The 24,606-nt window shown below is 70.2% G+C and carries 21 protein-coding genes and 1 pseudogene; 10 read left to right on the forward strand and 12 right to left on the reverse strand.

The window, feature by feature from the left end; genetic code table 11:
• Nucleotides 1–12: 12 nt before the first annotated feature.
• Genes thiC through QZ709_RS01640 form a run of 5 tightly spaced genes read left to right on the forward strand, consistent with a single transcriptional unit; the run spans nt 13 to nt 5,919 of the window.
• On the forward strand, nt 13–1,929 hold the full coding sequence (thiC, locus tag QZ709_RS01620) for a phosphomethylpyrimidine synthase ThiC (RefSeq protein ID WP_294635615.1): 1,917 nt from the start codon (nt 13–15) through the stop codon (nt 1,927–1,929).
• 19 nt (nt 1,930–1,948) lie between these two features.
• A complete protein-coding gene (locus tag QZ709_RS01625) occupies nt 1,949–3,121 on the forward strand; it encodes an FAD-dependent oxidoreductase (protein ID WP_294635616.1) in 1,173 nt (390 codons plus the stop codon).
• Nucleotides 3,118–3,348, forward strand: coding sequence for a MoaD/ThiS family protein (locus QZ709_RS01630; protein ID WP_294635617.1), 231 nt, complete (start codon nt 3,118–3,120; stop codon nt 3,346–3,348). The genes QZ709_RS01625 and QZ709_RS01630 overlap by 4 nt, the downstream gene beginning before the upstream one ends.
• A 2-nt stretch (nt 3,349–3,350) precedes the next feature.
• A complete protein-coding gene (locus QZ709_RS01635; RefSeq protein ID WP_294635618.1) occupies nt 3,351–4,169 on the forward strand; it encodes a thiazole synthase in 819 nt (272 codons plus the stop codon).
• 19 nt (nt 4,170–4,188) lie between these two features.
• Complete coding sequence (locus QZ709_RS01640; protein ID WP_294635619.1) at nt 4,189–5,919, forward strand: bifunctional hydroxymethylpyrimidine kinase/phosphomethylpyrimidine kinase; 1,731 nt, start codon at nt 4,189–4,191, stop codon at nt 5,917–5,919.
• 10 nt (nt 5,920–5,929) lie between these two features.
• Here the strand turns inward: QZ709_RS01640 and QZ709_RS01645 are convergent, their stop codons facing one another.
• Complete coding sequence (locus QZ709_RS01645; protein ID WP_294635620.1) at nt 5,930–6,415, reverse strand: AtaL-like protein; 486 nt, start codon at nt 6,413–6,415, stop codon at nt 5,930–5,932.
• A gap of 264 nt (nt 6,416–6,679) precedes the next feature.
• Between QZ709_RS01645 and bioB the strand changes: the two are divergent.
• Nucleotides 6,680–7,624: pseudogene (gene bioB, locus QZ709_RS01650) on the forward strand (biotin synthase BioB); the annotation flags it as partial.
• 163 nt (nt 7,625–7,787) lie between these two features.
• On the forward strand, nt 7,788–8,963 hold the full coding sequence (gene ppk2, locus QZ709_RS01655) for a polyphosphate kinase 2 (protein WP_294635622.1): 1,176 nt from the start codon (nt 7,788–7,790) through the stop codon (nt 8,961–8,963).
• Between the two features lie 33 nt (nt 8,964–8,996).
• Here ppk2 and QZ709_RS01660 read toward each other — a convergent pair whose 3' ends face one another.
• The 9 genes from QZ709_RS01660 to QZ709_RS01695 all read right to left on the reverse strand — a co-directional run bounded on the left by QZ709_RS01660 (nt 8,997) and on the right by QZ709_RS01695 (nt 19,423).
• The gene (locus QZ709_RS01660; RefSeq protein ID WP_294635623.1) at nt 8,997–9,491 is read right to left on the reverse strand and encodes a DUF4442 domain-containing protein; all 495 of its coding nucleotides are present in this window, start codon (nt 9,489–9,491) and stop codon (nt 8,997–8,999) included.
• Between the two features lie 79 nt (nt 9,492–9,570).
• The gene (locus QZ709_RS01665) at nt 9,571–10,947 is read right to left on the reverse strand and encodes a DUF1501 domain-containing protein (protein ID WP_294635624.1); all 1,377 of its coding nucleotides are present in this window, start codon (nt 10,945–10,947) and stop codon (nt 9,571–9,573) included.
• A 44-nt stretch (nt 10,948–10,991) separates the two neighbouring features.
• A complete protein-coding gene (locus QZ709_RS01670) occupies nt 10,992–12,593 on the reverse strand; it encodes a DUF1800 domain-containing protein (protein ID WP_294635625.1) in 1,602 nt (533 codons plus the stop codon).
• A 333-nt stretch (nt 12,594–12,926) separates the two neighbouring features.
• The gene (gene metE, locus QZ709_RS01675; RefSeq protein WP_294635626.1) at nt 12,927–15,248 is read right to left on the reverse strand and encodes a 5-methyltetrahydropteroyltriglutamate--homocysteine S-methyltransferase; all 2,322 of its coding nucleotides are present in this window, start codon (nt 15,246–15,248) and stop codon (nt 12,927–12,929) included.
• Between the two features lie 90 nt (nt 15,249–15,338).
• The gene (locus tag QZ709_RS21275; RefSeq protein ID WP_366937132.1) at nt 15,339–15,539 is read right to left on the reverse strand and encodes a PEP-CTERM sorting domain-containing protein; all 201 of its coding nucleotides are present in this window, start codon (nt 15,537–15,539) and stop codon (nt 15,339–15,341) included.
• Between the two features lie 6 nt (nt 15,540–15,545).
• The gene (locus tag QZ709_RS01680; protein ID WP_294635627.1) at nt 15,546–16,118 is read right to left on the reverse strand and encodes a hypothetical protein; all 573 of its coding nucleotides are present in this window, start codon (nt 16,116–16,118) and stop codon (nt 15,546–15,548) included.
• Between the two features lie 99 nt (nt 16,119–16,217).
• On the reverse strand, nt 16,218–16,934 hold the full coding sequence (locus tag QZ709_RS01685; RefSeq protein WP_294635628.1) for an ABC transporter ATP-binding protein: 717 nt from the start codon (nt 16,932–16,934) through the stop codon (nt 16,218–16,220).
• Complete coding sequence (locus QZ709_RS01690) at nt 16,931–18,154, reverse strand: FtsX-like permease family protein (protein WP_294635629.1); 1,224 nt, start codon at nt 18,152–18,154, stop codon at nt 16,931–16,933. The genes QZ709_RS01685 and QZ709_RS01690 overlap by 4 nt, the downstream gene beginning before the upstream one ends.
• A gap of 9 nt (nt 18,155–18,163) precedes the next feature.
• A complete protein-coding gene (locus tag QZ709_RS01695) occupies nt 18,164–19,423 on the reverse strand; it encodes an efflux RND transporter periplasmic adaptor subunit (RefSeq protein WP_294635630.1) in 1,260 nt (419 codons plus the stop codon).
• Nucleotides 19,424–19,545: 122 nt separating this feature from the next.
• On the opposite strand from QZ709_RS01695, the gene QZ709_RS01700 reads away from it, so the two are divergent.
• Nucleotides 19,546–21,030 carry an NAD(P)/FAD-dependent oxidoreductase gene (locus QZ709_RS01700; RefSeq protein ID WP_294635631.1) on the forward strand — a complete coding sequence of 495 codons (1,485 nt, stop codon included), beginning with the start codon at nt 19,546–19,548 and terminating at the stop codon, nt 21,028–21,030.
• Nucleotides 21,031–21,042: 12 nt separating this feature from the next.
• On the opposite strand, the gene QZ709_RS01705 is transcribed toward QZ709_RS01700, so the two are convergent.
• The gene (locus QZ709_RS01705; protein WP_294635632.1) at nt 21,043–21,963 is read right to left on the reverse strand and encodes a hypothetical protein; all 921 of its coding nucleotides are present in this window, start codon (nt 21,961–21,963) and stop codon (nt 21,043–21,045) included.
• Nucleotides 21,964–22,020: 57 nt separating this feature from the next.
• Here QZ709_RS01705 and QZ709_RS01710 point away from each other — a divergent pair, with 57 nt between their 5' ends.
• Together QZ709_RS01710 and QZ709_RS01715 are read left to right on the forward strand one after the other, a co-directional pair.
• On the forward strand, nt 22,021–22,683 hold the full coding sequence (locus QZ709_RS01710; protein WP_294635633.1) for a prolyl oligopeptidase family serine peptidase: 663 nt from the start codon (nt 22,021–22,023) through the stop codon (nt 22,681–22,683).
• A 54-nt stretch (nt 22,684–22,737) separates the two neighbouring features.
• Nucleotides 22,738–23,649 (forward strand): LysR family transcriptional regulator, encoded by a 912-nt coding sequence (locus QZ709_RS01715; protein ID WP_294635634.1) that lies wholly within the window; start codon nt 22,738–22,740, stop codon nt 23,647–23,649.
• 11 nt (nt 23,650–23,660) lie between these two features.
• Here the strand turns inward: QZ709_RS01715 and QZ709_RS01720 are convergent, their stop codons facing one another.
• Complete coding sequence (locus QZ709_RS01720) at nt 23,661–24,572, reverse strand: LysR family transcriptional regulator (protein ID WP_294635635.1); 912 nt, start codon at nt 24,570–24,572, stop codon at nt 23,661–23,663.
• Nucleotides 24,573–24,606: the final 34 nt, after the last annotated feature.

Below are 24,606 nucleotides of genomic sequence, written 5' to 3' on the forward strand. Positions count from 1 at the left end.
GGAGAGCCGCCCATGAACGCCCCCGATCCCGTTGTTGCCCTCGACGCCCTGAACGACCTCACGCGGCTGACGCGCGAGCCCCTGCCTGCGTCCCGCAAGGTGTACGTGGAAGGCAGCCACCCTGGCGTGCGCGTGCCGATGCGCGAGGTCACGCTGACCAACGGTGAAACCGTCACGCTGTACGACTGCTCGGGCCCCTACACCGACCCGAACGTGCAGATCGACGTGACCCGGGGGCTGCCGCCCGTGCGCGAGGCCGCCGTCGTGGCCCGGGGCGACACCGAAGCCTATGAGGGCCGCGCCATCCAGGCGGTGGACGACGGCCTGAAGGACGGCGAACGTCATGACGACCGCATGGCCGCCCTGCGTCAGGCGGCCGCCGGCCTGCAGCGCCAGCCGCGCCGTGCCAAGGCGGGCGCCAACGTCTCGCAGATGCACTATGCGCGCAAAGGCATCATCACGCCCGAGATGGAATTCGTGGCGCTGCGCGAGAACCAGCGTCGCCTCGACCAGGCCGAAGACTGGCGCAGCAAGTACGGCCAGGACGCCGAGCGGGAAGCCCGCCTGCGCGGCAACCCGATGGGCGCGATGATCCCTCGCGAAATCACGCCCGAGTTCGTGCGCGACGAAGTGGCGCGCGGCCGCGCGGTGATCCCCGCCAACATCAACCACACCGAGCTGGAGCCGATGGCCATCGGCCGCAACTTCCTGGTCAAGATCAACGCGAACATCGGCAACTCGGCCGTGACTTCGTCGATCGAGGAGGAGGTCGAGAAGATGGTGTGGTCCATCCGCTGGGGTGGCGACACCGTGATGGACCTGTCCACCGGCAAGCACATCCACACCACGCGCGACTGGATTGTGCGCAACAGCCCCGTGCCCATCGGTACCGTGCCGATCTACCAGGCGCTGGAGAAAGTGGGCGGCGTGGCCGAAGACCTGACCTGGGCCATCTTCCGCGACACGCTGATCGAGCAGGCCGAGCAGGGGGTGGACTACTTCACCATCCACGCCGGCGTGCGCCTGCCCTTCATCCCGATGACGGCCAAGCGGCGCACGGGCATCGTGTCGCGCGGCGGCTCGATCCTGGCCAAGTGGTGCATCGCGCACCACAAGGAGAACTTCCTGTTCACGCACTTCGAAGAGATCTGCGAGATCATGAAGGCCTACGACGTGACCTTCTCGCTGGGCGACGGCCTGCGCCCTGGCTCACTGAGTGATGCGAACGACGAAGCCCAGTTTGCCGAGCTGAAGACGCTGGGCGAGTTGACGCAGATCGCCTGGAAGCACGATGTGCAGACCATGATCGAGGGCCCGGGGCACGTGCCGATGCACATGATCCAGGCCAACATGGACGAGCAGCTGAAGCACTGCCACGAGGCGCCCTTCTACACCCTGGGCCCGCTGACCATCGACATCGCGCCGGGCTACGACCACATCGCCTCGGCAATTGGCGCGGCCATGATCGGCTGGATGGGCACGGCCATGCTTTGCTACGTGACGCCGAAGGAGCACCTGGGGCTGCCGAACCGCGACGACGTCAAGCAAGGCCTGATCGCCTACAAGATCGCGGCGCATGCGGCCGACATCGCCAAGGGCCACCCCGGCGCACGCGCCCGCGACGACGCGCTCTCGCAAGCCCGCTTCGACTTCCGCTGGCAGGACCAGTTCAACCTCGGCCTGGACCCGGAAACGGCGCGCGACTTCCACGACGAGACGCTGCCCAAGGACGCCGCCAAGGTGGCGCACTTCTGCTCGATGTGCGGCCCGAAGTTCTGCTCGATGAAGATCACGCAGGAGGTGCGCGATTTCGCCGCCGCGCAGGGCGTGGGTGAAAGCGACGCGCTGGCCCAGGGCATGGCCGCCAAGTCGGAAGAGTTCAAGCAGGTAGGCGGCGAACTCTACATCCCGATCAAGCCACAGGCCTGAGTGAACGCGGGGCAAGACGATGTCGAACTTCGCCTCTGACCGGCCCTGCCGCATCGGCGTGGCCGGCGCCGGCCTGCTGGGCCGGTTGTGCGCCTGGCACCTGAGCCGGCTCGGGCATGCGGTAAGCGTGTTCGATCCGGCCCCCGGCCCGGCGCCCCGGCACGATGGCCAGGGTGCTGCAGGCTTCACGGCCGCCGGCATGCTGAGCCCGCTGGCCGAGCTGGACGCCGCCGAACCCGACGTGGCCGGCCGCGGCTGGCACAGCATTCCGCGGTGGGCGGCCATCGCGGCGGAACTGGTTGCCGGAACGGCGGGCGAGCCACCCATGGCGCGCCGGGGCAGCCTGATGGTGGCGCACGGGCCGGACCTGGGCGCGGCCCGCCGGGTGCTGGCCCGGCTGGACCAGCCCATGCCGGGTCAGCCCGCCTGGGCCCACCCTCGCTCGCTGTCACCCGCCGAGCTGGCGACGCTGGAGCCGGATCTGCACGGCAGCGGCGGGCCGCTGCACGCCTGGCTGCTGCCCGGAGAGGGGCACCTGGACACCGTGACCATGCTGCAGGGGCTGCACGACACGGCCCCCTCGGTGCGATGGCACTGGGGCCAGCATGTGGCAGCCACCCAACCGGGCGCGTTGCAGCTGGCCGATGGCAGCCACCACCGCTTCGACCTGGTCGTCGACGTGCGGGGCACGGGCGCGCGGCCCGACGCGCCCGTGCGGGGCGTCCGGGGCGAGGTGGTGTGGCTGCACGCCCCGGGGCTGCAACTGCAGCGGCCGGTGCGCCTGCTGCACCCGCGTCATCGGGTCTACATCGTCCCCCGGTCGGGGCAGCGCGTGCTGGTCGGCGCCAGCGAGCTCGAAACCGAAGACCGCTCGCCCATGTCGCTGCGCACCGCTGTGGAGCTGATGGCGGCGGCGCACAGCGTGATCCCCGCGCTGGCCGAGGCCCGCATCCTGCGGCTGGACACCAACCTGCGCCCTGCCCTGCCCGACAACCGGCCGCAGGTCGTGGTCAACGACGGGCTGGTGCGGCTCAACGGCCTGTATCGGCATGGCTGGCTGCTGGCCCCCTCGGTGGTCGATGAGGCCCTGGGCCGGCTGGGCTGCCCCCCCCTGCCCAGCGCTGGCCACGAACCGCACCCGCCCGCCGCGGTTTCGGCGTCCCGCCCCCGACCCGAAAGGCTCGTGTCATGAGCGACCCAACCCATATCACGCTCCACACCGACCAGGGCCCGCTGCAACTGCCTTCGGGCAGCAGCCTGGCAGACGCCGTGGCGCGCCTGCTGGCGGGCACCGAGCAGGACCCCGTCAGTGTGGCCACGGCCGTCAACGGCCACTTCGTGCCGCGTCACGCGCGCGCCGGGCACCGTCTGTCCGACGGTGACACGGTGCTGTGCTTTTCCCCGATCACCGGAGGCTGAACGTGTCCCCCACTTCCACACTGGCTGACACCTGGCGCATTGGCGACACGGTGCTGCACAGCCGCTTTTTGCTCGGCACGGCCGGCTACCCTTCCCCGCAGACCTTGCAGGATGCCATCGAGGCCTCCGGCAGCCAGGTGCTCACGCTGGGGCTCAAGCGCACGCTGGCCGTGCCGGGCGGCGGCGACAACGGCTTCGTGCAGATCATCCGCGACACGGCGCGGGCCCGCGGCGCGCACCTGCTTCCCAACACCGCCGGATGCCGCAGTGCGCGCGAGGCCATCACACTGGCCCACATGGCGCGCGAGCTGCTGGACACGCACTGGATCAAGCTCGAGGTCGTCGGTGACGAGCAGACCCTGCAGCCCGACCCGTTCGAACTGGTGACCGCGGCACGCCAGCTGGTCGCCGATGGCTTCGAGGTGCTGCCTTACTGCACAGACGACCTGGTCAGCGCCCAGCGCCTGGTCGATGCAGGCTGCCGCATCCTGATGCCCTGGGCCGCCCCGATCGGCTCGGGCCTGGGCCTGCTCAACCCCTGGGCCTTGCGCACGCTGCGGGCCCGCCTGCCTGACCTCACGCTGATCGTCGACGCGGGGCTGGGCGCGCCGTCGCATGCGGCGGCGGCGATGGAACTGGGCTTCGACGCCGTGCTGCTGAACTCGGCCGTGTCGCAATCCAAGGACCCCGTGCGCATGGCCGCCGCGTTCCGCGACGCTGTGGCCGGCGGACGCGCAGGCCACCTTGCCGGACTGATGCCCACCAGCGACGTGGCCATCGCGACCACGCCGGTGGGTGGGCAGCCCTTCGTGCTGCTGTGACCTTTCGCCCCCTAAGCGCATGACCATTTCGCAGCCCCTCTCCGCGCCTGACGCACCGGCGCGCCCCGTTGTGTGGAGCATCGCCGGCCTGGACACGTCCGGGGGTGCGGGCCTGAGCGCCGACCAGCGCGCGGCCGACGCGCTCGGCGTGCACCTGTGCCCGATCGCGGCGGTGCTGACCGCACAGCATTCGCGCGGCGTCGAAGCCCTGTTTCCGGTTCCACCCGAGCAACTGCAGGCCCAACTCAGCGCCCTGGCCACCGACCTGCCACCACGGGTGATCAAGACCGGCCTGCTGGGCAGCGTGGCCGCAGTGCAGATCGTCGCGCGCTGGGTCGACCACTTCCGCGCCAGCACCCCACCCGGCCTGGATCCGCACCGGCATCTGGCCCTGGTGATCGACCCGGTGCTGGGCGCTTCGGCGGGTGGCACGCCATTCAGCACCGAAGCCGTGCTGGAGGCGTACCGGCAGTGGCTGTTGCCACGGGCCACGGTGGTGACGCCGAACCGCGCCGAGGCCCGCAGGCTGTTGAAGCGTCCCGGCGGACATGGCGCGCCGCGTCAGGATCTGCCCGCGCTCGCGGTCGACCTCATGGCGCTGGGGGCGCGCAGCGTGGTCATCACGGGTGGCGACGCCCCGCATCATCACCCGACGGGGCCGGCTTCCGCAAGCTGGTGCGTGGACTGGCTGGCCACCCCGCAGGCCCATGGCTGGCTGTGCGCCCCGCGCATCGACACGCCTCACCACCATGGCACCGGCTGCACCTTTGCCACCGGGGTGGCGGGCGCGTGGGCCCGGGGCCATGTGGATGCCGACGCCGTGGTGCTGGCCCACATGCTGACCCGCGACGCCCTGGCCGGGGCCCATGCGGCGGGCGCCGGGGCCGGGCCCGTGAAGGCCCGGGACGGCTTTGCTTTACCGGGCCGGGCCGGCCTGCCTTGGCTGGGGCTGGGCGACGAGTTGCCATGGCAGTTGCTTCACGGCGCACCGACCTCGGAAACAGCGCCAGCCGACGCGCTTCGCATCCCGCCGTTGTTTGCCCCATTCAGGGCCCCTTGCGACGGGCTCTACGGCATCCTGCCCGACGGCGATGAGCTGGGCCACGCGGTGGCAGCGGGCCTGCGGCTGGTGCAACTCAGGCACAAGCCCCGTGACGGCCTGGATCATCACCTGGCTCAGAGCCTGAGCCACTGCGCACAGCACGGCGCCCAGCTGTTCGTGAACGACCACTGGCGGGATGCCTTGGCGCTGCCCCCGCGGGTGTCGGCCGAACCGGGTTTTCGCCTGGGGCTGCACCTCGGGCAGGAAGACCTGCTGGCCCTGAGCCTCGACGACCGGCAGCGGCTGCTGGCCGAGCGCGACCGAGTGATGCTGGGGCTGAGCTCGCACAGCCTGTGGGAACTGGCCCGCGCGGCCGGCTGCGGCGCCAGCCTGATCGCCTGCGGCCCCGTGATGCCCACGACCACCAAGGACATGCCGTGGCGCCCCCAGGGCGAGCACAACCTGCGCTGGTGGGTGGCGCACAGCCCCGCGCCGGTGGTCGCCATCGGCGGGCTGCTGACGGCGCAGGATGTGGCGCGCTTTGCGGCCTGCGGCCCGGCCGCGGTGTGCGTCGTGCGCGGCCTGGGTCAGGGGGCGCACGACATGGCCGGCCGGATACCGCCGCTCAGGGCGGCCGCGGCCACGCCGCAGGACGGCCGGCCGGCACCGGCCTTGCCAGAGCCGGTTCTGGACACCGGCCCGGGCTGAAGCGCCAGGTTCAGCTGTCCAGCGGGCGCAATTCGCCGCCTTCGAGCCACTCGCGCAGGGTGGTCACCATGTCGCGGTCGTTGTGCAGCCAGGCGCTGTGCCGGTAATCGTTGTAATAGGCTTCCTCGTCTGTCTGCGCGCCCAGCGCCTCGTAGACGAAGCGCAGCACCATCTGGCGGGGCTGCGGCTCCTCGATGCAGATCGTCAGGCGGATGGGGGCGGTGTCGCCATGGGCTTCGGGCGTGAACACCAGGCTGTCCTCGGCGGCCACGCGAACCTGGTCTTTCAGGGTGTGCGGACCGAACCGCAGGGTGCGGGTGATGAGCCCAGGCTCGGACTCGGCCCAGTCGCACTGCTCCGGCCCGTTGGGAAAGCGCTGCGGCGCCTTGACCCGCTGCATCAGCCCGAGCCACAACTGCGCCCGGGTGAAGCTCAGCGTCATGGCGCTGTACGCGGGATCGGGGGAGTTGATTTCGATGAGGTGTTCGAATCGCATGGCCCGAGCTTAACGCCGATGCGTCAGGCAGACTAAACTTCGCCCTGGGGCCCACAAGGCCCCGCTGCTTTTGTCTGTTCACACCTGCCGCGAACCGGCGCGGCCCGCCCCATGTCCCAGTGCGCCACCTCCTCCACCGCCGCCCCCGTGTCCGAACCGGCCGCCCAGCCCGTTCAGATCGTGCCCCGCAAGGCGGTGCTCAACAGCCACGGCTGTGGCGGCGACTGCACCGACCCGAACTTCGACAACGGCCGCTGGCCGCGCTCGAAGGTGCTGGCGCTGTTCAATCTGCCCTTCAACGACCTGCTGTGGCAGGCCCAGCAGGTGCACCGCCAGCACTGGGACGCCAACGAGATCGAACATGCCACGCTGCTGTCGGTCAAGACGGGCGGCTGCCCCGAGGACTGTGGCTACTGCCCGCAATCGGCCAGCTACGACACGGGCGTGGAAGCCAGCAAGCTGATGTCGCCCGAGCAGGTGCGTGAGGCCGTCGTGGCCGCGCGTGACGCGGGCGCCAGCCGTTTCTGCATGGGCGCAGCCTGGCGTGCGCCGAAGGACCGCGACATCGAAAAAGTGGCCGAGCTGATCGGCGTGATCAAGGAAGAAGGCCTGGAAGCCTGCTGCACGCTGGGCATGCTGACCGACACCCAGGCACAGGCCCTCAAGGACGCCGGCCTGGACTACTACAACCACAACCTCGACACCGCACCCGAGCTGTACGGCGACATCATCACCACGCGTGACATGCAGGACCGCCTGGACACGCTGGCCCACGTGCGCAACGCCAGCATCAAGGTGTGCAGCGGCGGCATCGTCGGCATGGGTGAAACGCGCGAGGGCCGCGCCGGCCTGATCGCCCAGCTGGCCAACCTGCCCACCTATCCCGAATCGGTGCCGATCAACGACCTGGTTCGGGTGCCCGGCACGCCACTGGCCGACACGCCGCAGCTCGACCCGCTGGAGTTCGTGCGCACCATCGCCGTGGCCCGCATCACCATGCCCACGGCCCGCGTGCGCCTATCGGCCGGACGCCAGCAGATGAGCGAAGCGGTGCAGGCGCTGTGTTTCCTGGCCGGCGCCAATTCGATCTTCTACGGCGACAAGCTGCTGACCACCGGCAACCCCGAGTTCGACAAGGATCAGGCGCTGATGGCCAAGCTGGGCCTCAAGAGCGGCAAGGCCGTGACGGCCAAGGCACAGGCCGCCTGATCCCGACGCATCCGGCCGACATGCCCGAAAAAGGGCATCCGGTCGGATGTCACGCCTCCGATTTGATCTGGCTCAGATCGAGGGGAACATGCGGGCTGCACGCCATTGCAGCCCGGCCCGCATGAGCGTACGTTCGATTGTTTCAGAACGATGACACACGCTCATGGACAAACCCGCCAAGCCTGCCTCTTCCCGCTCTGCCGCCACACGCACCACGCCGCGCGCCGCATCCCGGCCGGCGCGCACCCCGCGTCGCGCCGTGGCAGGTGACGTCATCCACAGCACCCGCCCCGACCACATCGAAGCCGCCGTGGCCCGCGAGGCCACCGAGGCCCGCCAGTACGCCCAGGTGGCGGCGCTCGACGACATCGTGCGGCAGACCCCGCCGGAAGAACTGGCCCGCGCGATCGACGCGCTGCTGGACGGGGCCTCGCCGGACGACGCGGCCGTGCTGCGCGCCGCGCTGCAGGGGCGGCTTGACCGCCACGCCCCGCGCGTCAACCCCGACGAAGAGCTGGCGCCCACGTGGCGCGATGCCTCGACCTACCCCTACCGCAACCTCATGGCCCGCAAGAGCTATGAGAAACAGAAGTACCGCCTGCAGGTGGAACTGCTGAAGCTGCAGGCCTGGGTCAAGGCGACCGGCCAGAAGGTGGTGATCCTGTTCGAGGGACGTGACGCCGCCGGCAAGGGCGGCACGATCAAGCGCTTCATGGAGCACCTCAACCCGCGGGGCGCCCGCGTGGTCGCGCTGGAAAAGCCCAGCGAAGTCGAAAAGGGCCAGTGGTACTTCCAGCGCTATGTGCAGCACCTGCCCACGGCCGGCGAGATCGTGCTGTTCGACCGCAGCTGGTACAACCGCGCGGGGGTGGAGCACGTGATGGGCTTCTGCTCGCCCGAGGAGTACCGGGAGTTCATGCGCCAGGCGCCGGAGTTCGAGCGCAACCTGGTGCGCTCGGGCATGCACCTGATCAAGTTCTGGTTCTCGGTGAGCCGCAAGGAGCAGCGCCGCCGCTTCAAGGAGCGCGAAACGCACCCGCTCAAGCAGTGGAAACTCTCGCCGGTGGACCTGGCCTCGCTCGACAAGTGGGACGACTACACGCGCGCCAAGGAGGCGATGTTCTTCCACACCGACACGGCCGATGCGCCGTGGACCGTGATCAAGAGCGATTGCAAGAAGCGCGCACGCCTGAACGCCATGCGCTATGTGCTGCACAAGCTGCCCTACGCCAACCGCGATCTGAGCCACGTGGCCCAGCCCGACCCCTTGCTGGTGGGCCGCGCCAACGTGGTGTACGAACGCGGCGAGCACCCCGGCGAGGTGCCGGTGGAGGCCTGACCAAAGTGGCGTGGCGCGACGCCCGCGTAGGGGTCAGCGCCGGGCCTTGGGAACCCAGGCCCAGACCATGCGGGCCTCGATCGGAGTCTCGCCCGCGGCGTCGGTGATGCGCACGGCCACCGTCACCTCGCCCTTGTCCTGGGTCTGCATGGCCGCAATCTGATCCGGCGACAGGGCGGCCGTTGCGCGCAGGTCGCCCTGGGCGCGCCGGAGGTAGTCGACCTGCATGGTCTTGATCAGCGGCAGCTTGTCGTCCGGCAGGTGCATGCCCACACAGAAGCCCGTGGCGGTTTCGGCCAGCAAGGCCATGCCGGCCGCGTGCACGCCCTTGATGTGGTTCTGCACGGGGCGGCGGTTGCGGATGCCCACCACCACCTGGCGGGCGCTCACCTCCTCGAAGCGCAGCCCCGCCGTGCCCACCAGCGGCACGATGCGGCCAAGGATGAGGCTGACCAGGCGCACCCTCAGGGGCGTGGGCAGCCCTTCGAATCGGGCCAGGGTGCGGGCGAGCTGGTTGGGGCGGGACATGGGCAAACCTCCGGACTTCAAGGAGGGTGATGGTAATGAATTTGGTACCGCGAAGAACCGATGTCGTTCGCGCCCGCGCTCACGCGGCCATCAGCCCCGCCAGCGCGGCACCGTCGAAAGCCTCGATGCCCGGCACCACCTGTGGCAGCTCGGATGCGGGCACGCCGAACCAGCTGGCCAGCGAGGCCCCCAGCTGCTGCACCGCCAGCGTGGGCAGCAGGCGCCCCTGCCCCACGTGGTGCTCGCCGTCCAGCCCGGCGGGCGGCAAGGTGCCATACACCTGCCCACCCCGCACCGCACCGCCCAGCACGAGGTGATGCCCGCCCCAGCCGTGGTCCGAGCCGTCGCCATTGCTCGTCAGCGTGCGCCCGAAGTCGCTGGCGGTGAAGGTCGTGACCTGGTTGGCCAGGCCGAGTCGGTCGACCTCTGCCTGGAAGGCCACCAGGGCCGAGGCGACCTGGGCCAGCAAGGCCGGGTGACGGGCCGTCAGGTTGTCGTGCAGGTCGAAGCCGCCGAGCTGAACGAAGAACACCTGCCGCCGCAGGCCCAGGGTGCCGCGCGCGGCCATCAGCCGGGCCACCATGGCGAGTTGCAGGCCCAGCGGCTCGGACAGGTTGAAGCCAACGGGTGATGGGACATCGACCAGGGCCGACCGGAGCCGGGCATTGACATCGATGGCGCGGGCCATCGTGCGGGCGTGCTCGGCCGCAAACAGGTGGGGTTGCGCGGTGTCGGTCACCAGGCTGCGAAAGGCCTCCACGCAGGCCGCAGAGCCGAACAGCCCGCCCTCGAGCGCCGCCAGGGCAGGCACCCCGCTCGGGCTCAGCATGTAGGGCACGGCCGTGGTGCCAGCGAGGAACACCGCCTGCCCTGCCAGGTTCATGCACGTCAGGGCCGCCTGGCTGTTGCCGGAGAGCACGGCATCGGCGGCCCGTCCGCCCCAGCCCGACAGGGCCCCTTCGGGCTGCCCGCTCTGCCAGACCGACTGCTGGTCGTTGTGCGAGAACAGCCTGGGCGGCAAGGGCACGCGCCGCGCGCGGTAGTCCGCCAGGGTGGTGGGCCGCACCAGGGGGCCGATGTTGCCGAGCCAGGCCAGGCGCCCGTCGACAAACTCGGGCAGCAGCGGCGCCAGCGCCGGCGCCGTGGCCCACAGTTGCCCCTGCACGCGGGCCGGCAGACGGGTCGCAGCCAGGTCGTCCATCGGCAGCGCCAGCGCACCGCGAGCCGCCGCGTAGACGCGGTGGGCCTCCGGGTCCACCGGCACCAGGGTGTTGGCGTGGTCATTGCCACCTTGCAGGAACACGCACACCAGCGCCTTGTAGTCATCGGTCGAGGCGGCTGCGGCGGCCTCGGCGATGTGGGACAGCTGCAGCGCCAGGGGCGCGGCCACACCGGCCACCGACGCGGCCGCGCAGCGTCGCAGGAAGGCGCGCCGACTGAGGAGGGACGAGGACATGATGGGGCTTCCGGAATGAGGGGGGACGCTGACGAAACGCGGGCTCAGCGCTGCACGAGGTACTGCGGGCAGGTCATGATGAGGAAGAACGCGGCCACGACCCGGTTGCGGCGCTCCGTGTCCGACGACACCGCGATGCTGGCCACGGCGTCCCGGATGGTCGTCACCGTTTCGGGCCGCAACGTGCCGCCACTGAGGTAGCGCACCAGTTGAGCCACCAGGTCGTCCGGGGTGTCGGCCAGGGCCATCCAGCGTCGGTAGTCCGGCTCGATGCCATTGCCACCGAAGGGCAGCACCGCCAGCAGGAAGTTGGCGTAGCCCATCACGCTCGACTCGTTGGTGATCTGGAATTCGGGGGCCACGAGCCCCCGGCGGGCCATGCCGGTCTGCACCGGCACGTGTCCAGGCCGGAAGAAATTGAACACCGACGGCGCGCGCAGGGGAGCCTGCCCCATCGCATCGCTGCCCGACACATCGGGGAAGCGCCACTGCCCGTCGGTGGACCGCACGGAGGCGAGCCGCAGCCATTGCAGCAGCCTCAGCATGGGCTCGCGCAGCTTGCCGTCCGCCAGGGATGCCGGCGCCACGGGCGCCGCATGGTCGAGGGTCGGCCGGGCCTCGGGGTCGCTCAGCACGGCACGCACCACCTGGGCCAAGTTGCCCCGCTCGCCACCCGGGCCAGCGGCATTGAAGACCCGGGCCACGCGACGCACGTAGTCGGGGCTGGGATTGCTGCACACCAGCCGCTGGATCAGTTGGCGCGCGATGAAGGGGCCCACGTTGGGATGCGCGCACACGGCGTCGAGCGCACGCGCCAAGGCCACGGGGCCCGGTGTGCCCGCCGGGATGACGCTGCCATCGATGAGGCGCTTGGCCCCGTCGTCGTGCCGATCGGCATGGAAGTCCATCGGCGCACGCAGGTAGTCGAACGGGCCTTCGGGGTCCAGCGGGTTGAAGCCATCGACATCCCAGCCGGTGAAGACCCGGGCCAGCTCGCTGACCAGCGTGCCGTCGTAGGTTTCCGTCTGCGGGCGGCTGGGGGTGCCGTCCAGCTGCAGCGTGGTCAGCCCGATGCTGAACAGCTGCATGAGTTCGCGCGCGTAGTTCTCGTCCGGCTGGCGCCCCTGTCCATCGGCGCGCGCACTGCCACGCATGCTGAGGTACACGCCCATGGCCGGTGACAGCGTGATGGCCCCGAGCAGTGCCCTGAAGGAGCCGAAGCAATGGCGTTCGAGCAGCTCCCACCACGCCAGACAGGCAAACTGCTTCCAGTACGCCACCATGTTCAGTGGCGACACCACGAAGATCTCGCTGAGCGCCAGCACGACGCGCTGGCGCAGGACATCCCGCGCGGTGCACAGGCGCCACCACAGCGCGTGGTCGAGCCCGTAGTCGCCGCGCGCGTACAGGCGGTTGTCCAGGCCTCGCGCCCGGGCCCAGTCCCACACCGAGTCCTGCACGGGCAGCGCCACCTGCGCATCGAACCAGACGTCAGCGCCATCGCGCACGACCGCGTCGACCTCGTCCGGCGTGGCACCGAGACCGCCTTGCGCAAGCAGCCGCGCCGCGCGGTCGGGCGTCATCGCTTCGAAGGGGGCCACCTCGCCCGCGCAGCCGGGCTCGTTCACGGCCGCCGCCGCACTCATGCCGGCACATCCGGCAGGCAGGCGGGGGCTCTTGTCCGCAGCGGGTTGCCCCCCGCCTCCGCCGCCACAGGCCGTCAAGGTGGTGCCAAGGGCACCGGCCCATGTGGCGGCGGTCACCGCCCGCGCGGGTGCCTCAGGACGCGCGGCCGCCCGCTCGGGCCTCTGTTCGGCAGGCCGTGCCCACGTGTCTGTCATCGGTGTCTGCTCCCTGTTCGGCACGGATGCAGCACTGTAGTGGCGCCGGACACCGCGGCTCAAGCGCGCATCGGTGCCCCTCACCCGATTGGGGGACAAGAGGCGTGCATGGCCCCCCCGACCTGCGGGGCACAGTGATCAGGCTGCCTGTGCCGGCGGAGCCTCCATCCGCTCCAGCCCCCACCGCGCTCGCAACAGGCGGGCTGCCGCCACCATGTTGGCCAGTGCGGCACGGGTTTCCGGCCAGCCCCGTGTCTTGAGGCCGCAGTCGGGGTTGACCCACAGCCGCGCCACCGGAATGACATCGGCAGCCCGTGCCAGCAAGGTCGTCATGGCCTCCACGGTGGGCACGCGCGGCGAATGGATGTCGTAGACCCCTGGGCCGATGGCATTGGGGTAGTCGAACGCGCCGAAGCCATCAAGCAGGGCCATGGCCGACCGTGCCGTCTCGATCGTGATCACGTCCGCGTCCATGGCCGCGATGGCGGGCAGGATGTCGTTGAACTCCGAGTAGCACATGTGGGTGTGGATCTGCGTCTCGTCGCGCACACCACACGAGGCCAGCCGGAACGCCCGCACGGCCCAGTCCAGATAGTGGGCCCAGTCGCGCTGGCGCAGGGGCAGGCCTTCGCGGAAGGCCGGCTCGTCGATCTGGATCACACGGATGCCAGCCTGCTCGAGGTCACGGACCTCGTCCCGCACGGCCAGCGCCAGCTGCAACGCCGTCGTCTCGCGCGGCTGGTCGTCCCGCACGAAAGACCATTGCAGCAGGGTGACCGGGCCGGTCAGCATGCCCTTCATCGGCCTGTCGGTCAGCGATTGCGCAAAGCGCGTGGTCTCCACCGTCATGGGCTCCGGCCGCAGCACATCGCCGTACAGGATGGGCGGCTTCACGCACCGCGACCCATAGCTTTGCACCCATCCGTGCTCGGTGAAGGCAAAGCCGAAGAGCTGCTCGCCGAAGTACTCGACCATGTCGTTGCGTTCGGCCTCGCCATGGACCAGCACATCCAGACCCAGCGCTTCCTGCTCGCGCACCGCCTGGCGGATCTCGTCGCGGATGCGGTGCAGGTAGCCCTCGGCCGACAGCTCGCCACGGCGGTAGGCGGCGCGTGTGCGGCGGATCTCGGCGGTCTGCGGGAAAGAGCCGATGGTCGTGGTCGGCAAGGCTGGCAACGGCAAGGCCGCCTGCTGGCGTGCGGCCCGCTCGGCAAACGGACTGCCGCGCTGGGTCATGGCCGCCGACACGTCGGCCACGCGGCGCTGCACAGCACGGTAGGTGACCCGCGGCGAGGCCCGGCGCCCTGCAGCGACGGCGTCCGAATGCTGCAGGGCGGAGGCCACCGCGTCGTCGCCCTCGTCGAGGGCTTGCGCCAGCACCTTGAGTTCATCGAGCTTGTCGAGCGCGAACGCCAGCCAGCTGCGAACCTCGGGGTCGAGCCGGGTTTCCGCGGCCAGGCTGACGGGCACATGCAAGAGGGAGCACGAGGGCGCCAGCCACAGGCGATCGCCCCACAGCGCGTGGGCCGCCTTGAGCGGTGACAGCGCGCGGCGCAGGTCGGTGCGCCAGATGTTCCGGCCATCCACGACACCGAGAGACAGCACCCGGTCGCGTGGCCACGCGGCCAGCCAGGCGTCGAGCTGCTCGGGGGCGCGCACGAGGTCCAGGTGCACGCCGTCGATCGGCAGGCCGGCCAGGCGTTCGGCGTGCTCGGCGGCCGTCCCGAAACTGGTGGCCACCAGAGTGCGCACCCCGGTCGTGGGCAGGGCGGCGTAGGCCTGCGAGACGGCGGCCAGCCAGTCGGGTGGCAGGTCGGCACACAAGGCCGGTTCGTCGAACTGCACCCAGGCCACCCCGCGGGCCTGCAGGCCATCGAGCAGGCGACGGTAGCCCGACAGAAGGCGCGGCAGCAGGCTCAGCCGCGGGTCTTGGCCGGGCTGACTGTCGCCGTACCAGCGCGACACCCACAGCAGCGTGATCGGCCCGGGCAGCACGGCCTTGACGGGATGGCCCAGCGCCTGCGCCTCGTCCACCTCGTCCCACAGCCAGGTGACGCCGCCATCGAAGCGGGTGTGCGCATCCAGCTCGGGGACCAGGTGGTGGTAGTTGGTGTCGAACCACTTGGTCATGTCCATCGCTGGCTGGTCGGCATTGCCCCGCGCGAGGGCGAAGTACTCGCTCAGGCTGAGCTGCCGGGCGTCGAAGCCGAACCGGCGTGGCAAGGCCCCGAGCGCCACACACAGACTCAGGATGTGGTCGTACCAGGCAAAGTCCCCCACCGTGACGAGGGTCTGGCCGGCATCGCGCTGAGCCTGCCAGTGGCGTGCCCGCAGCATGCGGCCGGTGTCCACCAGCCGGGCGGCATCGGGGTCGTCACCGCGCCAGAAGGATTCGAGGGCGTGCTTGAGCTCGCGCTGGGCGCCAATGCGCGGAAAGCCGAGGATATGGGTCTGGGTCATCGCAGGATTCAGGTTGGTCGATGGCCGGCAGTCTGGCCGGCACGAAACCATGAATCAAGCGATATGTTTTCAACGAGACATGAATGGAATTCATCCATAAAGCGAGCGCTCGGGCCACCCCAATAAACAAAAAGGGGGCCTTCGGCAGGCCCCCTTTGGAAGTGTCCATCGTGGCCCGGAATCGGGCCTGGCGTCACCGCGCGCGCCGCGACGCCGCACTGCGGCCACGCCCAGCAGACCCAGCGCCATCAGCCCCACCGAGGCCGGCTCGGGCACGGCCGTCACGCGCACCAGATCCTAGTAGCTGCTGTTGCTGAGCTTGTCCACCTTCACGAGCGACGGGCCGGTCCAGTTGGCCGCGGCAGTGAGGTAGCTGTTGGCCAGGTTAGCGAGGCTCACACCGGCCGTCGTGGTGTCGTTCACGTAGAAGCTGCCCATGCCGTAGCCCAGGCTCAGCTTGCTGTTCGACTCGTGCATGATCTCCCACACAGCGAGCTGCACAGCGGCGTACTCGGTGCTGGAGTCGACCTTGGTGGAGCCAGTGAACGTGGCCACCGACGAGAACAGGCCCTCAAGCAGCTTCTGGTCGGCCAGACCGAAGGTTCCGACCGTGTAGGTCTGGAAGCTGCTGCTGGTGTACTGGGTGATCTCGGCGCAGTACACCATGAAGCTCGCGCCCAGGTTGGTCGACACCTGGAAGGTGCCTGCGTCCACTTTCTCGGTGTTCCAGCCGTTCGTCACGGTGGTGACGGCATGCGTGCCGGTGCTGGTGTAGCCGTCCGTTTTCAGCGTGAGCGTGGTGCCGGTGGCGTGGGCGAGGCTGACGCCGGCCAGAAGGGCGAGCGCTGCAGCGCGTTGCGCGTATGCCATGTGAGTACTTCCCGAGATGACTGCCAATACCCCACAAATGTAAGGGGCAGAGCTGTCGGGGAACCATCCCTCAGGCCCGGGTGCGACCTAAACACAGGGTCAGGCCGCCGGTTTCGTGCGTTCGTCACGGGCCAGCCGGCCGTCCACCAGTTCGATGACCCGGTCACATCGGGCGGCGAGCCGCGGGTCGTGTGTCACGATGAGAAATGCCGTGCGGCCCTGGCCGTGCACCTGACGCAGCAGCCGGAACACCTCATCGGACGACGCGGTGTCGAGGTTGCCCGTGGGCTCGTCGGCCAGAATCAGCGCGGGCTCGAGCATCAGCGACCGCGCGATCGCCACGCGTTGCTGCATGCCACCCGACAGCTGGGCGGGGCGACGGTCCATCGCGTCCGCCAGCCCCACGGCCTCCAGCAGGGCCTGACCGCGCGCGCGCTGTGCCGATCCCACGTGGCCATCGCGCACCAGGGCGGGCATGGTGACGTTCTCCAGCGCGGTGAAGGCCGGCAGCAGGTGATGGAACTGGAAGACGAAGCCCAGGGCCTCGCGGCGCAGGCGCGTGAGCTCATCGTCGCCCAGATCCTGCACGGCCTGTCCGAGCAGGTGGTGTTCACCCCCGGTGGGCCGTTCGAGCAGCCCCAGGATGTTGAGCAGCGTGCTCTTGCCCGAGCCAGAGGGGCCGATCAAGGCAACGAACTCGCCCTGGTCCAGGCGCAGGTCCAGGCCGTGCAGCACCTCGACCTCGTTGGGCTGCCCCACGTTGTAGGCCTTGTGCAGACCGCGCAGGCTCAGCAGTTCGGTGGTGTGCATCGTCATAGCCGGATCGCCTGGGCCGGGTCCATGCGGGCGGCACGCCGCGCAGGCGCAATGGCTGCCAGCACCCCCGCCACCAGCGTGATGCCCACCGCCTCGAACGCCATGCCGGGCGGGAGCGTGATCGCGAACAGGGGCAGGCCATCGGCCCCGCGCACAAAGGTGGTGAAGGCCTTGATCATCGCCATGGCCAGCACGACGCCGGCCATGGAACCCAGCGTGCCCACCAGCGCGCCCTGAAGCAGGAACACGCGCAGAGTCTGGGACCGCGTGGTGCCCATGGCCCGCAGGATGCCGATCTCGCGCTGCTTCTGCACCACCGAGACCACCAGCACGCTGGCAATGCCCATCACGACGACCACCATGACCACCCCGCGGATCAGCCGGGTGCTGATGGTCTGCGCATTGAGCGCGGTGACCAGCTGCGCGTTGGTCTCCTGCCAGCTTTCGACCTTGTAGGGCAACTCGCGTGCAAGCTGCGCCGACAGCGTGGTGGCGGCCCAGACATCGTCCAGGCGCAGGTCCAGCTGGGTCGCGCCACCGGCCAGGTCCAGCAGGCTTTGCGCCGCACGCAGCGGCATGATGACGACACGCCGGTTCAGGTCCTTCACGCCCAGGTCCACCAGACCGCTGATGCGCACCGTGTCGCTGCGCGTGCCCGTGGAGACGGTCAGGCGGTCACCCACCCGGACGCCCAGGTCGCGCGCGAGCGTCTGGCCCACGATGGCCTCGCCCGGCCCCAACCGCAGCGCGCCGTCGACCAGCTTGTCACGCAGGTTCACGATGCGGTCGTACAGCGCCAGCTCGACGCCCGTGATGGCCACCGCGCGCGTCGCCTCGCCGCGCCGGGCCAGGGCCGGTCCGGCGGCCATGGGCGAGACGGCCTCGATGCCCGGCCGCTGCGTGAGCGCGCGCTGCAGCGCCGGCCAGTTGGCCACGGTGCGCAGGCGCTGGGCTCGCGCCTGCGTTTCGCTGAGCACCTGCGTGTCGCCGTCACGCGGCCACACGGGCGCCACCACCTCTTCGGGCGGCGCCACCACCACATGGGCCTGGGCCCCCAGGGTGCGGTTCAGCGTGTTGGACTGCAGCCCCGTCACCAGCGCCGAGATGTAGGCCACCACGGCCACACCGGCCGCCACCCCGGCGATGATGAGCACGCTCTGGAAGCGCCCTTCACGCAGAAAGCGCACCGCCACCTGCCATTCGAAGCCGATGCCACGCATGCGCATGCCTCAGCGCGCAGCGGGCGACGGCGCAGCACCCGCGGGCTGCACGCGCGTCCGCACACGGGTGCCTGGCGCAAGGGTGGCATCCAGCAGGACCAGATCCCCCTCGTTCAGGCCGCTGCGCACCTCGGCGGCATCCAGCGTGCGCAGGCCCAGGGTGACCTCGCGCACGGCCGCACGGCCCGACTCGGCCACGAGCACCGTGGCTCGCTCACCCGATGAGCCGGCGGCCGGTTCGCGCAGGGCCTTCAACGGCACGGCGCGCGCCGATTTCCGGGTTCCGGTGCCCACCTCGATGGACAAGGTCATGTCTTCGCGCAAAAAGGAAGGGGCTTGCGACGGCACGACGAAGGTGACCTCGACCGCCCCGCTCTGCGCATCGACAGAAGGCGCCAGCCGGGCCAGCCGGGCTTCGAACGGGGCATCCGGATAGGCATCGGCCAGCACGCGCGCCACCTGGTCGGCCTGCAGTTGCCCCAGAAAACGCTCGTCGACCTGCGCCACCAGCTCCAGCGGCCCTTGCACCGCCAGCGTCAACAGCCCCTTGCCAGCCTGCACGATCTGACCGGGCTCGACCTGGCGCAGCAGCACGCGGCCCGGCCCGGGTGCGCGCACCACCAGCTGATCGAGCCGGGCCTGCGCCACCTGCAGCGCAGCCTGTGCCGTCGCCACCTGGGCCTGCGCAGCACTGCGCTCGGCGCCCCGGCCCTCGTTGGCCTGCACCTGGGCGCGGGCGGCGTCCCGTTGGGCCCGTGCGACCTCGGTGGCACGGCGGGCCTCGTCCAGCCGGGACTGGCTGAAGAACTGCTGCGCCACCAGCGCCTGTGTCCGCGCCAGGTCGCGTTCGGCCGCGCGCAAGGTGGCCTCGGCCTGGCCCAGCGCCGCCTCGGCGTTCGCCAGGGCCAGGGTCTGCTGGCTGCCCAGGCGGGCTTCGGCCTGCGTCAGGCTCGCGCGGGCCTGGGCCACGGCAGCACGCGCCTCGTCCGGTTCCAGCAGGATCAAGGGCTGCCCCGCGCGGACCGCATCGCCCTCGTCCACGCGCACTTCGGCAACCCGCCCCGTGAGGGTGACGCCCACCTCCACGCGCGCCGGGGTCTTGACCCGCCCGGTGAACTGCAGCGTGCGCACCAGGTCGCGCGCCTGCACGGGCACGGCGTCCACCGCCACCGGCCGCAGCTTCACCCAGCCCAGCCCACCCAGTGCGAGGGCCGCCAGCACGATCCACACGACATGGCGCCGCCACGCAGGGCGTCGAACAACAGACATGAATCCGACTCCGATCAAGACACCGCAGTGTGCCGCATCCTCGAGACCACACCGGCCGTCACCCACCGGGCGAAACGACGACAATCCCGGGTTTCCCCGCAACCCCTGATTGTCCTTCGAACATGGTTTCTGAGCGCCTTGATGTGCTGATCGTGGGCGCCGGCCTGTCCGGCATCGGCGCTGCCGCCGAGATCCTGCGCGCACTGCCCACCACCCGGCTGGCCGTGCTCGAAGCGCGCGAGGCCCTGGGCGGCACCTGGGATGTGTTCCGCTACCCCGGCATGCGCTCGGACTCCGACATGCACACGCTGGGCTACCGCTTTCGCGCCTGGACAGGGTCGGGGCGCACCGCGTCGGGCGACGAGATCCGGCGCTACCTGCAGGACACCGTGGCCGAGCACGACCTGACGCGTCACATCCATCTGCGGCACCGGGTGGTCGCCGCACACTGGCACACCGATGAGGCCTGCTGGCATGTCGAGGTCGAAGTGAGCGGTGGGGACGACGAACAGCCCCTGCGACGCACCGTCCGCACGCGCTTTCTGTACGCGTGCACGGGCTACTACCGCATGGACCAGGGCCACCGACCTGCTTGGGAAGGCGAACACGCATTCACGGGCACCTGGGTGCACCCGCAACACTGGCCAGCCGCACTGGAAGTGAGCGGCCGGCGCGTGGTGGTGATCGGCTCCGGCGCGACGGCGGTGACGCTGGTGCCTGCCCTCGCGGCCCGGGGCGCCCGCGTGACGATGCTGCAACGCTCGCCCTCGTATGTGGACGTGCGCAGCCAGCAGGATCCCGTGGCCCGCGCGCTGCTGAACGGGCTGCCGCCCCGCATGGCCGGCACGCTGCTGCGGCATCTCCATGCGGCGCGTCAGGTGCTGGTGCACCGGCTGTCGCGCCTCTGGCCCGAGACCGCCCGCCGGCATCTGCTGCGCGGCGTGTCGCGGGCGCTGGGCCCCCGGCAGGATCTGCTGCCGCACTTCACCCCGAGCTACCGCCCCTGGGATCAGCGCGTGTGTCTTGCCCCGGACGGCGACCTGTTCACGGCACTGCGCGAAGGCCGGGCCGAGGTGATCACCGACCGGATCGCCTGCGTGCGGCCCGACGGGCTGGAGCTGGCGTCGGGGCGCCACCTGCCCGCCGACATCCTCGTGACGGCCACCGGGCTGGATCTGCTGGCCCTGGGTGGCATGAGCCTGACGGTGGATGGCACGCCAGTGGTCTTGCGCCGCACCTTCAGCCACCGAGGCATGATGCTGGCCGGCGTGCCGAACTTCGCCTATGCCTTCGGCTACACGCATGCGTCGTGGACTCTGCGCGCAGAGCTGGCGACCGATCAGGTCGTGCGTGTGCTGCGCCACTTGACGCGCACCGGCCTGCGGCAATGCACGCCCCGCGCCCCGGCCGACCTGCGCACCGACCGCCGCCTGGACTTCACCCCCGGCTATGTGCTGCGCAACCTGCACTGCTTCCCGAAGGCCGGCGATCAGGGCCCGTGGCGCACACCGGACAACGCGCTGCTCGACCGCTGGCGCCTGCGGCTGGCGGGCGTAGACGACGGCGCCCTCGTGTTCGACAACCCTACGCCCCGCACGTCGCGCTGAGCGCCGGAGGCGTCAGCCTTCCAGCGCGGTCACGCGCGCGGCCAGCATCGCATTCTGGTTGCGCAGCGTGCGCACGGTGTCCACCAGCCGGGCAATGGTCTCGTCCGGGGTTTCGCCCGGGCGCGGGCCATCGTCGGCAGCATCGATGGCCTCCCACGAGGCAGCCTGCTCGGCAGGCGGTGCTGCACCATCGAGCATCTCGTTGACCTCGGCATGGCGGCCCTCGCGGGCCTGGCGCCGGGCCTCGCGCACCTGGCGCGCCGCCTGCTGCAGCTCCTTGCGCCCGCCCGCGGCCGCGGCCACCTGCTCCTCAATGGGCAGCGTGGCCACGGTGGCTGCGGCATTGATCGAAATCGTGCCCTGTTTGACCGCCTCGACCAGCTCGGGCGCAGCGTGCTTCTGAATCTTCTCGATCTGGGCCACCGTGGTCGGGCTGATGCGGGCGGCCCGCGCCAGGGCCTCGCGGCTGGCCAGCGCTTCGGCGGCCGCGCGCTCTTCTTCCGTCATGACCGCAGGTGCGGCCGAGGCCGCGCCATCCGTAGGCACGCCAGCCACATCGTCCGGCGATGCGGCCACCGCCTGGGCGGCAGGCTGCGCCGCGGCTTCAGCCCGTGCCTGCAGGATGGCCTTCTTGCGCAGCGCCAGCACACCGCGCTGGAAATCGGACACGCTGCGCCGCCCCAGATGCTGGTCGATCATCCACAGGTGCACGTCTTCCATCGACTTGAACCGCGGGTTCTGCACCGTCTGGAACGGGATGCCGTGCTTCGTGCAGATGCCGTAGCGGTTGTGCCCATCGACCAGCACATTGCCCCACAGCACCAGTGCGTCGCGGCAGCCTTCGGCCAGGATGCTGCGCTCGAGCGCATCGTGCTCTTCAGGCGTCAGCGGGTCGATGTAGGCACGCAGTTCCTCTTTGACGATGATGTCCATCTGGGGCTTCTTTCGGTCTGTCCCACAAGGGGATCGGGGGGCGCTATTCTAGGCAGCATGCTCGAGACGCTTGAACTGAACCCCGCCGACGCCCCGCGCGCCACGCTCATCATCCTGCACGGCCTGGGCGCCGATGGCAGCGACTTTCTGCAACTGTGCCGCGCGCTCGACCTGTCGGCCGTGGGGCCGGTGCGGTACGTCATGCCGAATGCGCCGGTGCGGCCCGTCACCATCAACAATGGACACGTGATGCCGGCCTGGTACGACATCATCGCCACGCCGGGCGGCGGTCGCATTGAAGACGAACCGGGACTGCGTGCGTCACAGACGCAGATTGCGGCGCTGATCGACCGCGAGGTGGCGCGCGGCGTGCCCGCCGAACGCATCGTGTTGATGGGCTTTTCGCAAGGCTGCGCGATGACCTTGTTGACGGGGCTGCGTTACCCGGCGCGACTGGCTGGGCTGGCTGCGCTGTCGGGCTACCTGCCGCTGCCTGACACGACCGAGGCCGAGCGGCACGCGGCCAACCTGAGCACGCCCATCTTCCTGGCGCACGGCGATGACGACGACGTGGTGGTGCCGGCCCGCGGCGCGGCTGCGCGCGACCGGCTGCGTGCCTTGGGCCACACAGTCGACTGGCACACCTACCCCATGGGACACAGCCTGTGCATGGAGGAGGTCGAGGACCTGAATGCGTGGTTGCTGAAGACACTGGCCTGAGCATCCGGGTATGAATCCTTCACATGAGAGGGGCGCCATGCGATCATTCGGCTCATGCTCGACCTGCGCCACCTCCGCTCGCTTGCCGCCATTGCCGACACCGGCAAGCTGACCACCGCCGCCGAGCGCGTGCATCTGACCCAATCGGCGCTGTCGCACCAGATCCGCGCGCTGGAAGACCACCACGGCCTGACACTGTTCGAGCGTACGCGTGAAGGCCTGCGCTTCACACCTGCGGGCGAGCGGCTGCTGGCCCTGGCCCGCACGGTCCTGAACGAGGTGGATGCAGCCGAGCGCGACCTGCAGCGTCTGAAAGGCCAGACCGGGGGCGAACTGCGCATCGCGCTCGAATGCCACACCTGCTTCGACTGGCTGATGCCGGTGATGCACACCTTCCGCCAACGCTGGCCCGAGGTCGAAGTCGATCTGGTGGCGGGCTTTCACGCCGACCCGCTGGCCCTGCTCAAGGAGGGCAAGGCCGACCTGGTGATCGGCTCGAAGCCGCGTGCGATGCGGCCGTGGTCGGTGCAGCCGCTGTTCCGCTTCGAGATCCTGGCCGTGGTGGCCAACGACCACCCCCTGCGCCACAAGCGCAGCCTGAGCGCGCGCGATTTCGCCGACGAGACGCTGATCACCTACCCGGTGCCCGAGCAGCGCATCGACCTGATCCGCGAGGTGCTGCAGCCCGCTGGCGTGGCGCCGGACCGCCGCACGGCCGAGCTCACCGTGGCCATCGTGCAGCTGGTGGCCAGCCGCCGCGGCGTGGCCGCCCTGCCCAGCTGGGGTCTGCAGAGCTACCTGCAGCATGACTATGTGCAGGCCGTGCGCATCGGCCCCAAAGGCCTGTGGAGCGAGCTGCACGCGGTGTGCCCGAAGGCGCTGGCCAATCGGCCTTACATGCAGGACATGGCGCAGATCATCCGCACTGAATGTGCGCAGCTGCCGGGCATCGAGTGGCTGGCGTAAACCACGGCCAGTCAGGCCGGCTCGGTGTCGTCCTGAGCCTGCCGCGCTCGGCCCAGCATGAACTCGATGAACGTGGCCGCCGCCCGCGTGTGATGGCGGTTGGGCATGTAGAGCATCTGCATGCGCATGCCGAAGATGCGCAGCTTCCAGTCGTCGAGCACGGTGATCACATGGCCGCGCGTCACCTCGTCGTGCACGACGTAATCGGGCACGATGCCCACGCCCAGACCGGCCACGATGGCCTCACGCAGGAAGAGGAAGTTCTCTGACGTGAGCGTGGGCCGCAGCGGCACCTCGTGGCGCTCGCCATGCAGCGTGGCGGCCAGACGCAGCTCGCGCCCCACCACCGCCGACGTGATCACGGGGGCCTCGGCCAGGTCCGTGAGCGCATGCGGCACGCCGTGGGCCTCGGCATAGGCTGGCGTCATGCAGGCCACATAACGCACCGGCCCCATGTCGCGGGCCACCAGGTTCTCGGGCGGGTCGCTGATCACGCGCACGGCAATGTCGACCTCGTCGCGCAGCAGGTCGACCACGCGGTTCTCGAACACCACATCGAGCACGACGCCCGGGTGGGCACGCTTGAAGTCGATCAGCCACGGTGACATCACCAGCTGCCCATAGCCGCTGGGCACACTGAGGCGCACGCGCCCTTGCAGATGCTGGCTCAGCGCGGCCACCGAATCCCGCGCGGCCGTCAGTTCGTCGCGGATGGCGCGGCCATGCTCGTACAGGCGCAGGCCGATCTCGGTGGGCTCGATGCGGCGGGTGGTGCGGCGCACCAGCTGCTGCCCCACCGACCGCTCGAACTGGTTGAGGTGGTAGCTGACGTTGGCCCGGCTCATCTTCAGCCGCCGGGCGGCCTCGCTGAGGTTGCCGGCATCGAGGATCTCGACCAGCAGGGTGAGGGCTTGCAGATCCATCGCAGCACGGGTCGATTGTCAAAAAGTGCTTGAC

It is taken from the genome of uncultured Aquabacterium sp. (assembly GCF_913773725.1).
GTDB lineage: Bacteria > Pseudomonadota > Gammaproteobacteria > Burkholderiales > Burkholderiaceae_C > Aquabacterium.

What these genes read in the sequence shown, in the direction of transcription:
- QZ709_RS01640 (WP_294635619.1), top strand. Translation starts at nt 4,189, where the DNA reads ATGACCATTTCGCAGCCCCTCTCCGCGCCTGACGCACCGGCGCGCCCC.
- thiC (WP_294635615.1), top strand. Translation starts at nt 13, where the DNA reads ATGAACGCCCCCGATCCCGTTGTTGCCCTCGACGCCCTGAACGACCTC.
- ppk2 (WP_294635622.1), top strand. Translation starts at nt 7,788, where the DNA reads ATGGACAAACCCGCCAAGCCTGCCTCTTCCCGCTCTGCCGCCACACGC.
- QZ709_RS01715 (WP_294635634.1), top strand. Translation starts at nt 22,738, where the DNA reads ATGCTCGACCTGCGCCACCTCCGCTCGCTTGCCGCCATTGCCGACACC.
- QZ709_RS01695 (WP_294635630.1), bottom strand. Translation starts at nt 19,423, where the DNA reads ATGTCTGTTGTTCGACGCCCTGCGTGGCGGCGCCATGTCGTGTGGATC.
- QZ709_RS01705 (WP_294635632.1), bottom strand. Translation starts at nt 21,963, where the DNA reads ATGGACATCATCGTCAAAGAGGAACTGCGTGCCTACATCGACCCGCTG.
- metE (WP_294635626.1), bottom strand. Translation starts at nt 15,248, where the DNA reads ATGACCCAGACCCATATCCTCGGCTTTCCGCGCATTGGCGCCCAGCGC.
- QZ709_RS01660 (WP_294635623.1), bottom strand. Translation starts at nt 9,491, where the DNA reads ATGTCCCGCCCCAACCAGCTCGCCCGCACCCTGGCCCGATTCGAAGGG.
- QZ709_RS01720 (WP_294635635.1), bottom strand. Translation starts at nt 24,572, where the DNA reads ATGGATCTGCAAGCCCTCACCCTGCTGGTCGAGATCCTCGATGCCGGC.
- QZ709_RS01690 (WP_294635629.1), bottom strand. Translation starts at nt 18,154, where the DNA reads ATGCGTGGCATCGGCTTCGAATGGCAGGTGGCGGTGCGCTTTCTGCGT.
- QZ709_RS01700 (WP_294635631.1), top strand. Translation starts at nt 19,546, where the DNA reads ATGGTTTCTGAGCGCCTTGATGTGCTGATCGTGGGCGCCGGCCTGTCC.
- QZ709_RS01685 (WP_294635628.1), bottom strand. Translation starts at nt 16,934, where the DNA reads ATGACGATGCACACCACCGAACTGCTGAGCCTGCGCGGTCTGCACAAG.
- QZ709_RS01630 (WP_294635617.1), top strand. Translation starts at nt 3,118, where the DNA reads ATGAGCGACCCAACCCATATCACGCTCCACACCGACCAGGGCCCGCTG.
- QZ709_RS01625 (WP_294635616.1), top strand. Translation starts at nt 1,949, where the DNA reads ATGTCGAACTTCGCCTCTGACCGGCCCTGCCGCATCGGCGTGGCCGGC.
- QZ709_RS01665 (WP_294635624.1), bottom strand. Translation starts at nt 10,947, where the DNA reads ATGTCCTCGTCCCTCCTCAGTCGGCGCGCCTTCCTGCGACGCTGCGCG.
- QZ709_RS01710 (WP_294635633.1), top strand. Translation starts at nt 22,021, where the DNA reads ATGCTCGAGACGCTTGAACTGAACCCCGCCGACGCCCCGCGCGCCACG.
- QZ709_RS01670 (WP_294635625.1), bottom strand. Translation starts at nt 12,593, where the DNA reads ATGAGTGCGGCGGCGGCCGTGAACGAGCCCGGCTGCGCGGGCGAGGTG.
- QZ709_RS01645 (WP_294635620.1), bottom strand. Translation starts at nt 6,415, where the DNA reads ATGCGATTCGAACACCTCATCGAAATCAACTCCCCCGATCCCGCGTAC.
- QZ709_RS01680 (WP_294635627.1), bottom strand. Translation starts at nt 16,118, where the DNA reads ATGGCATACGCGCAACGCGCTGCAGCGCTCGCCCTTCTGGCCGGCGTC.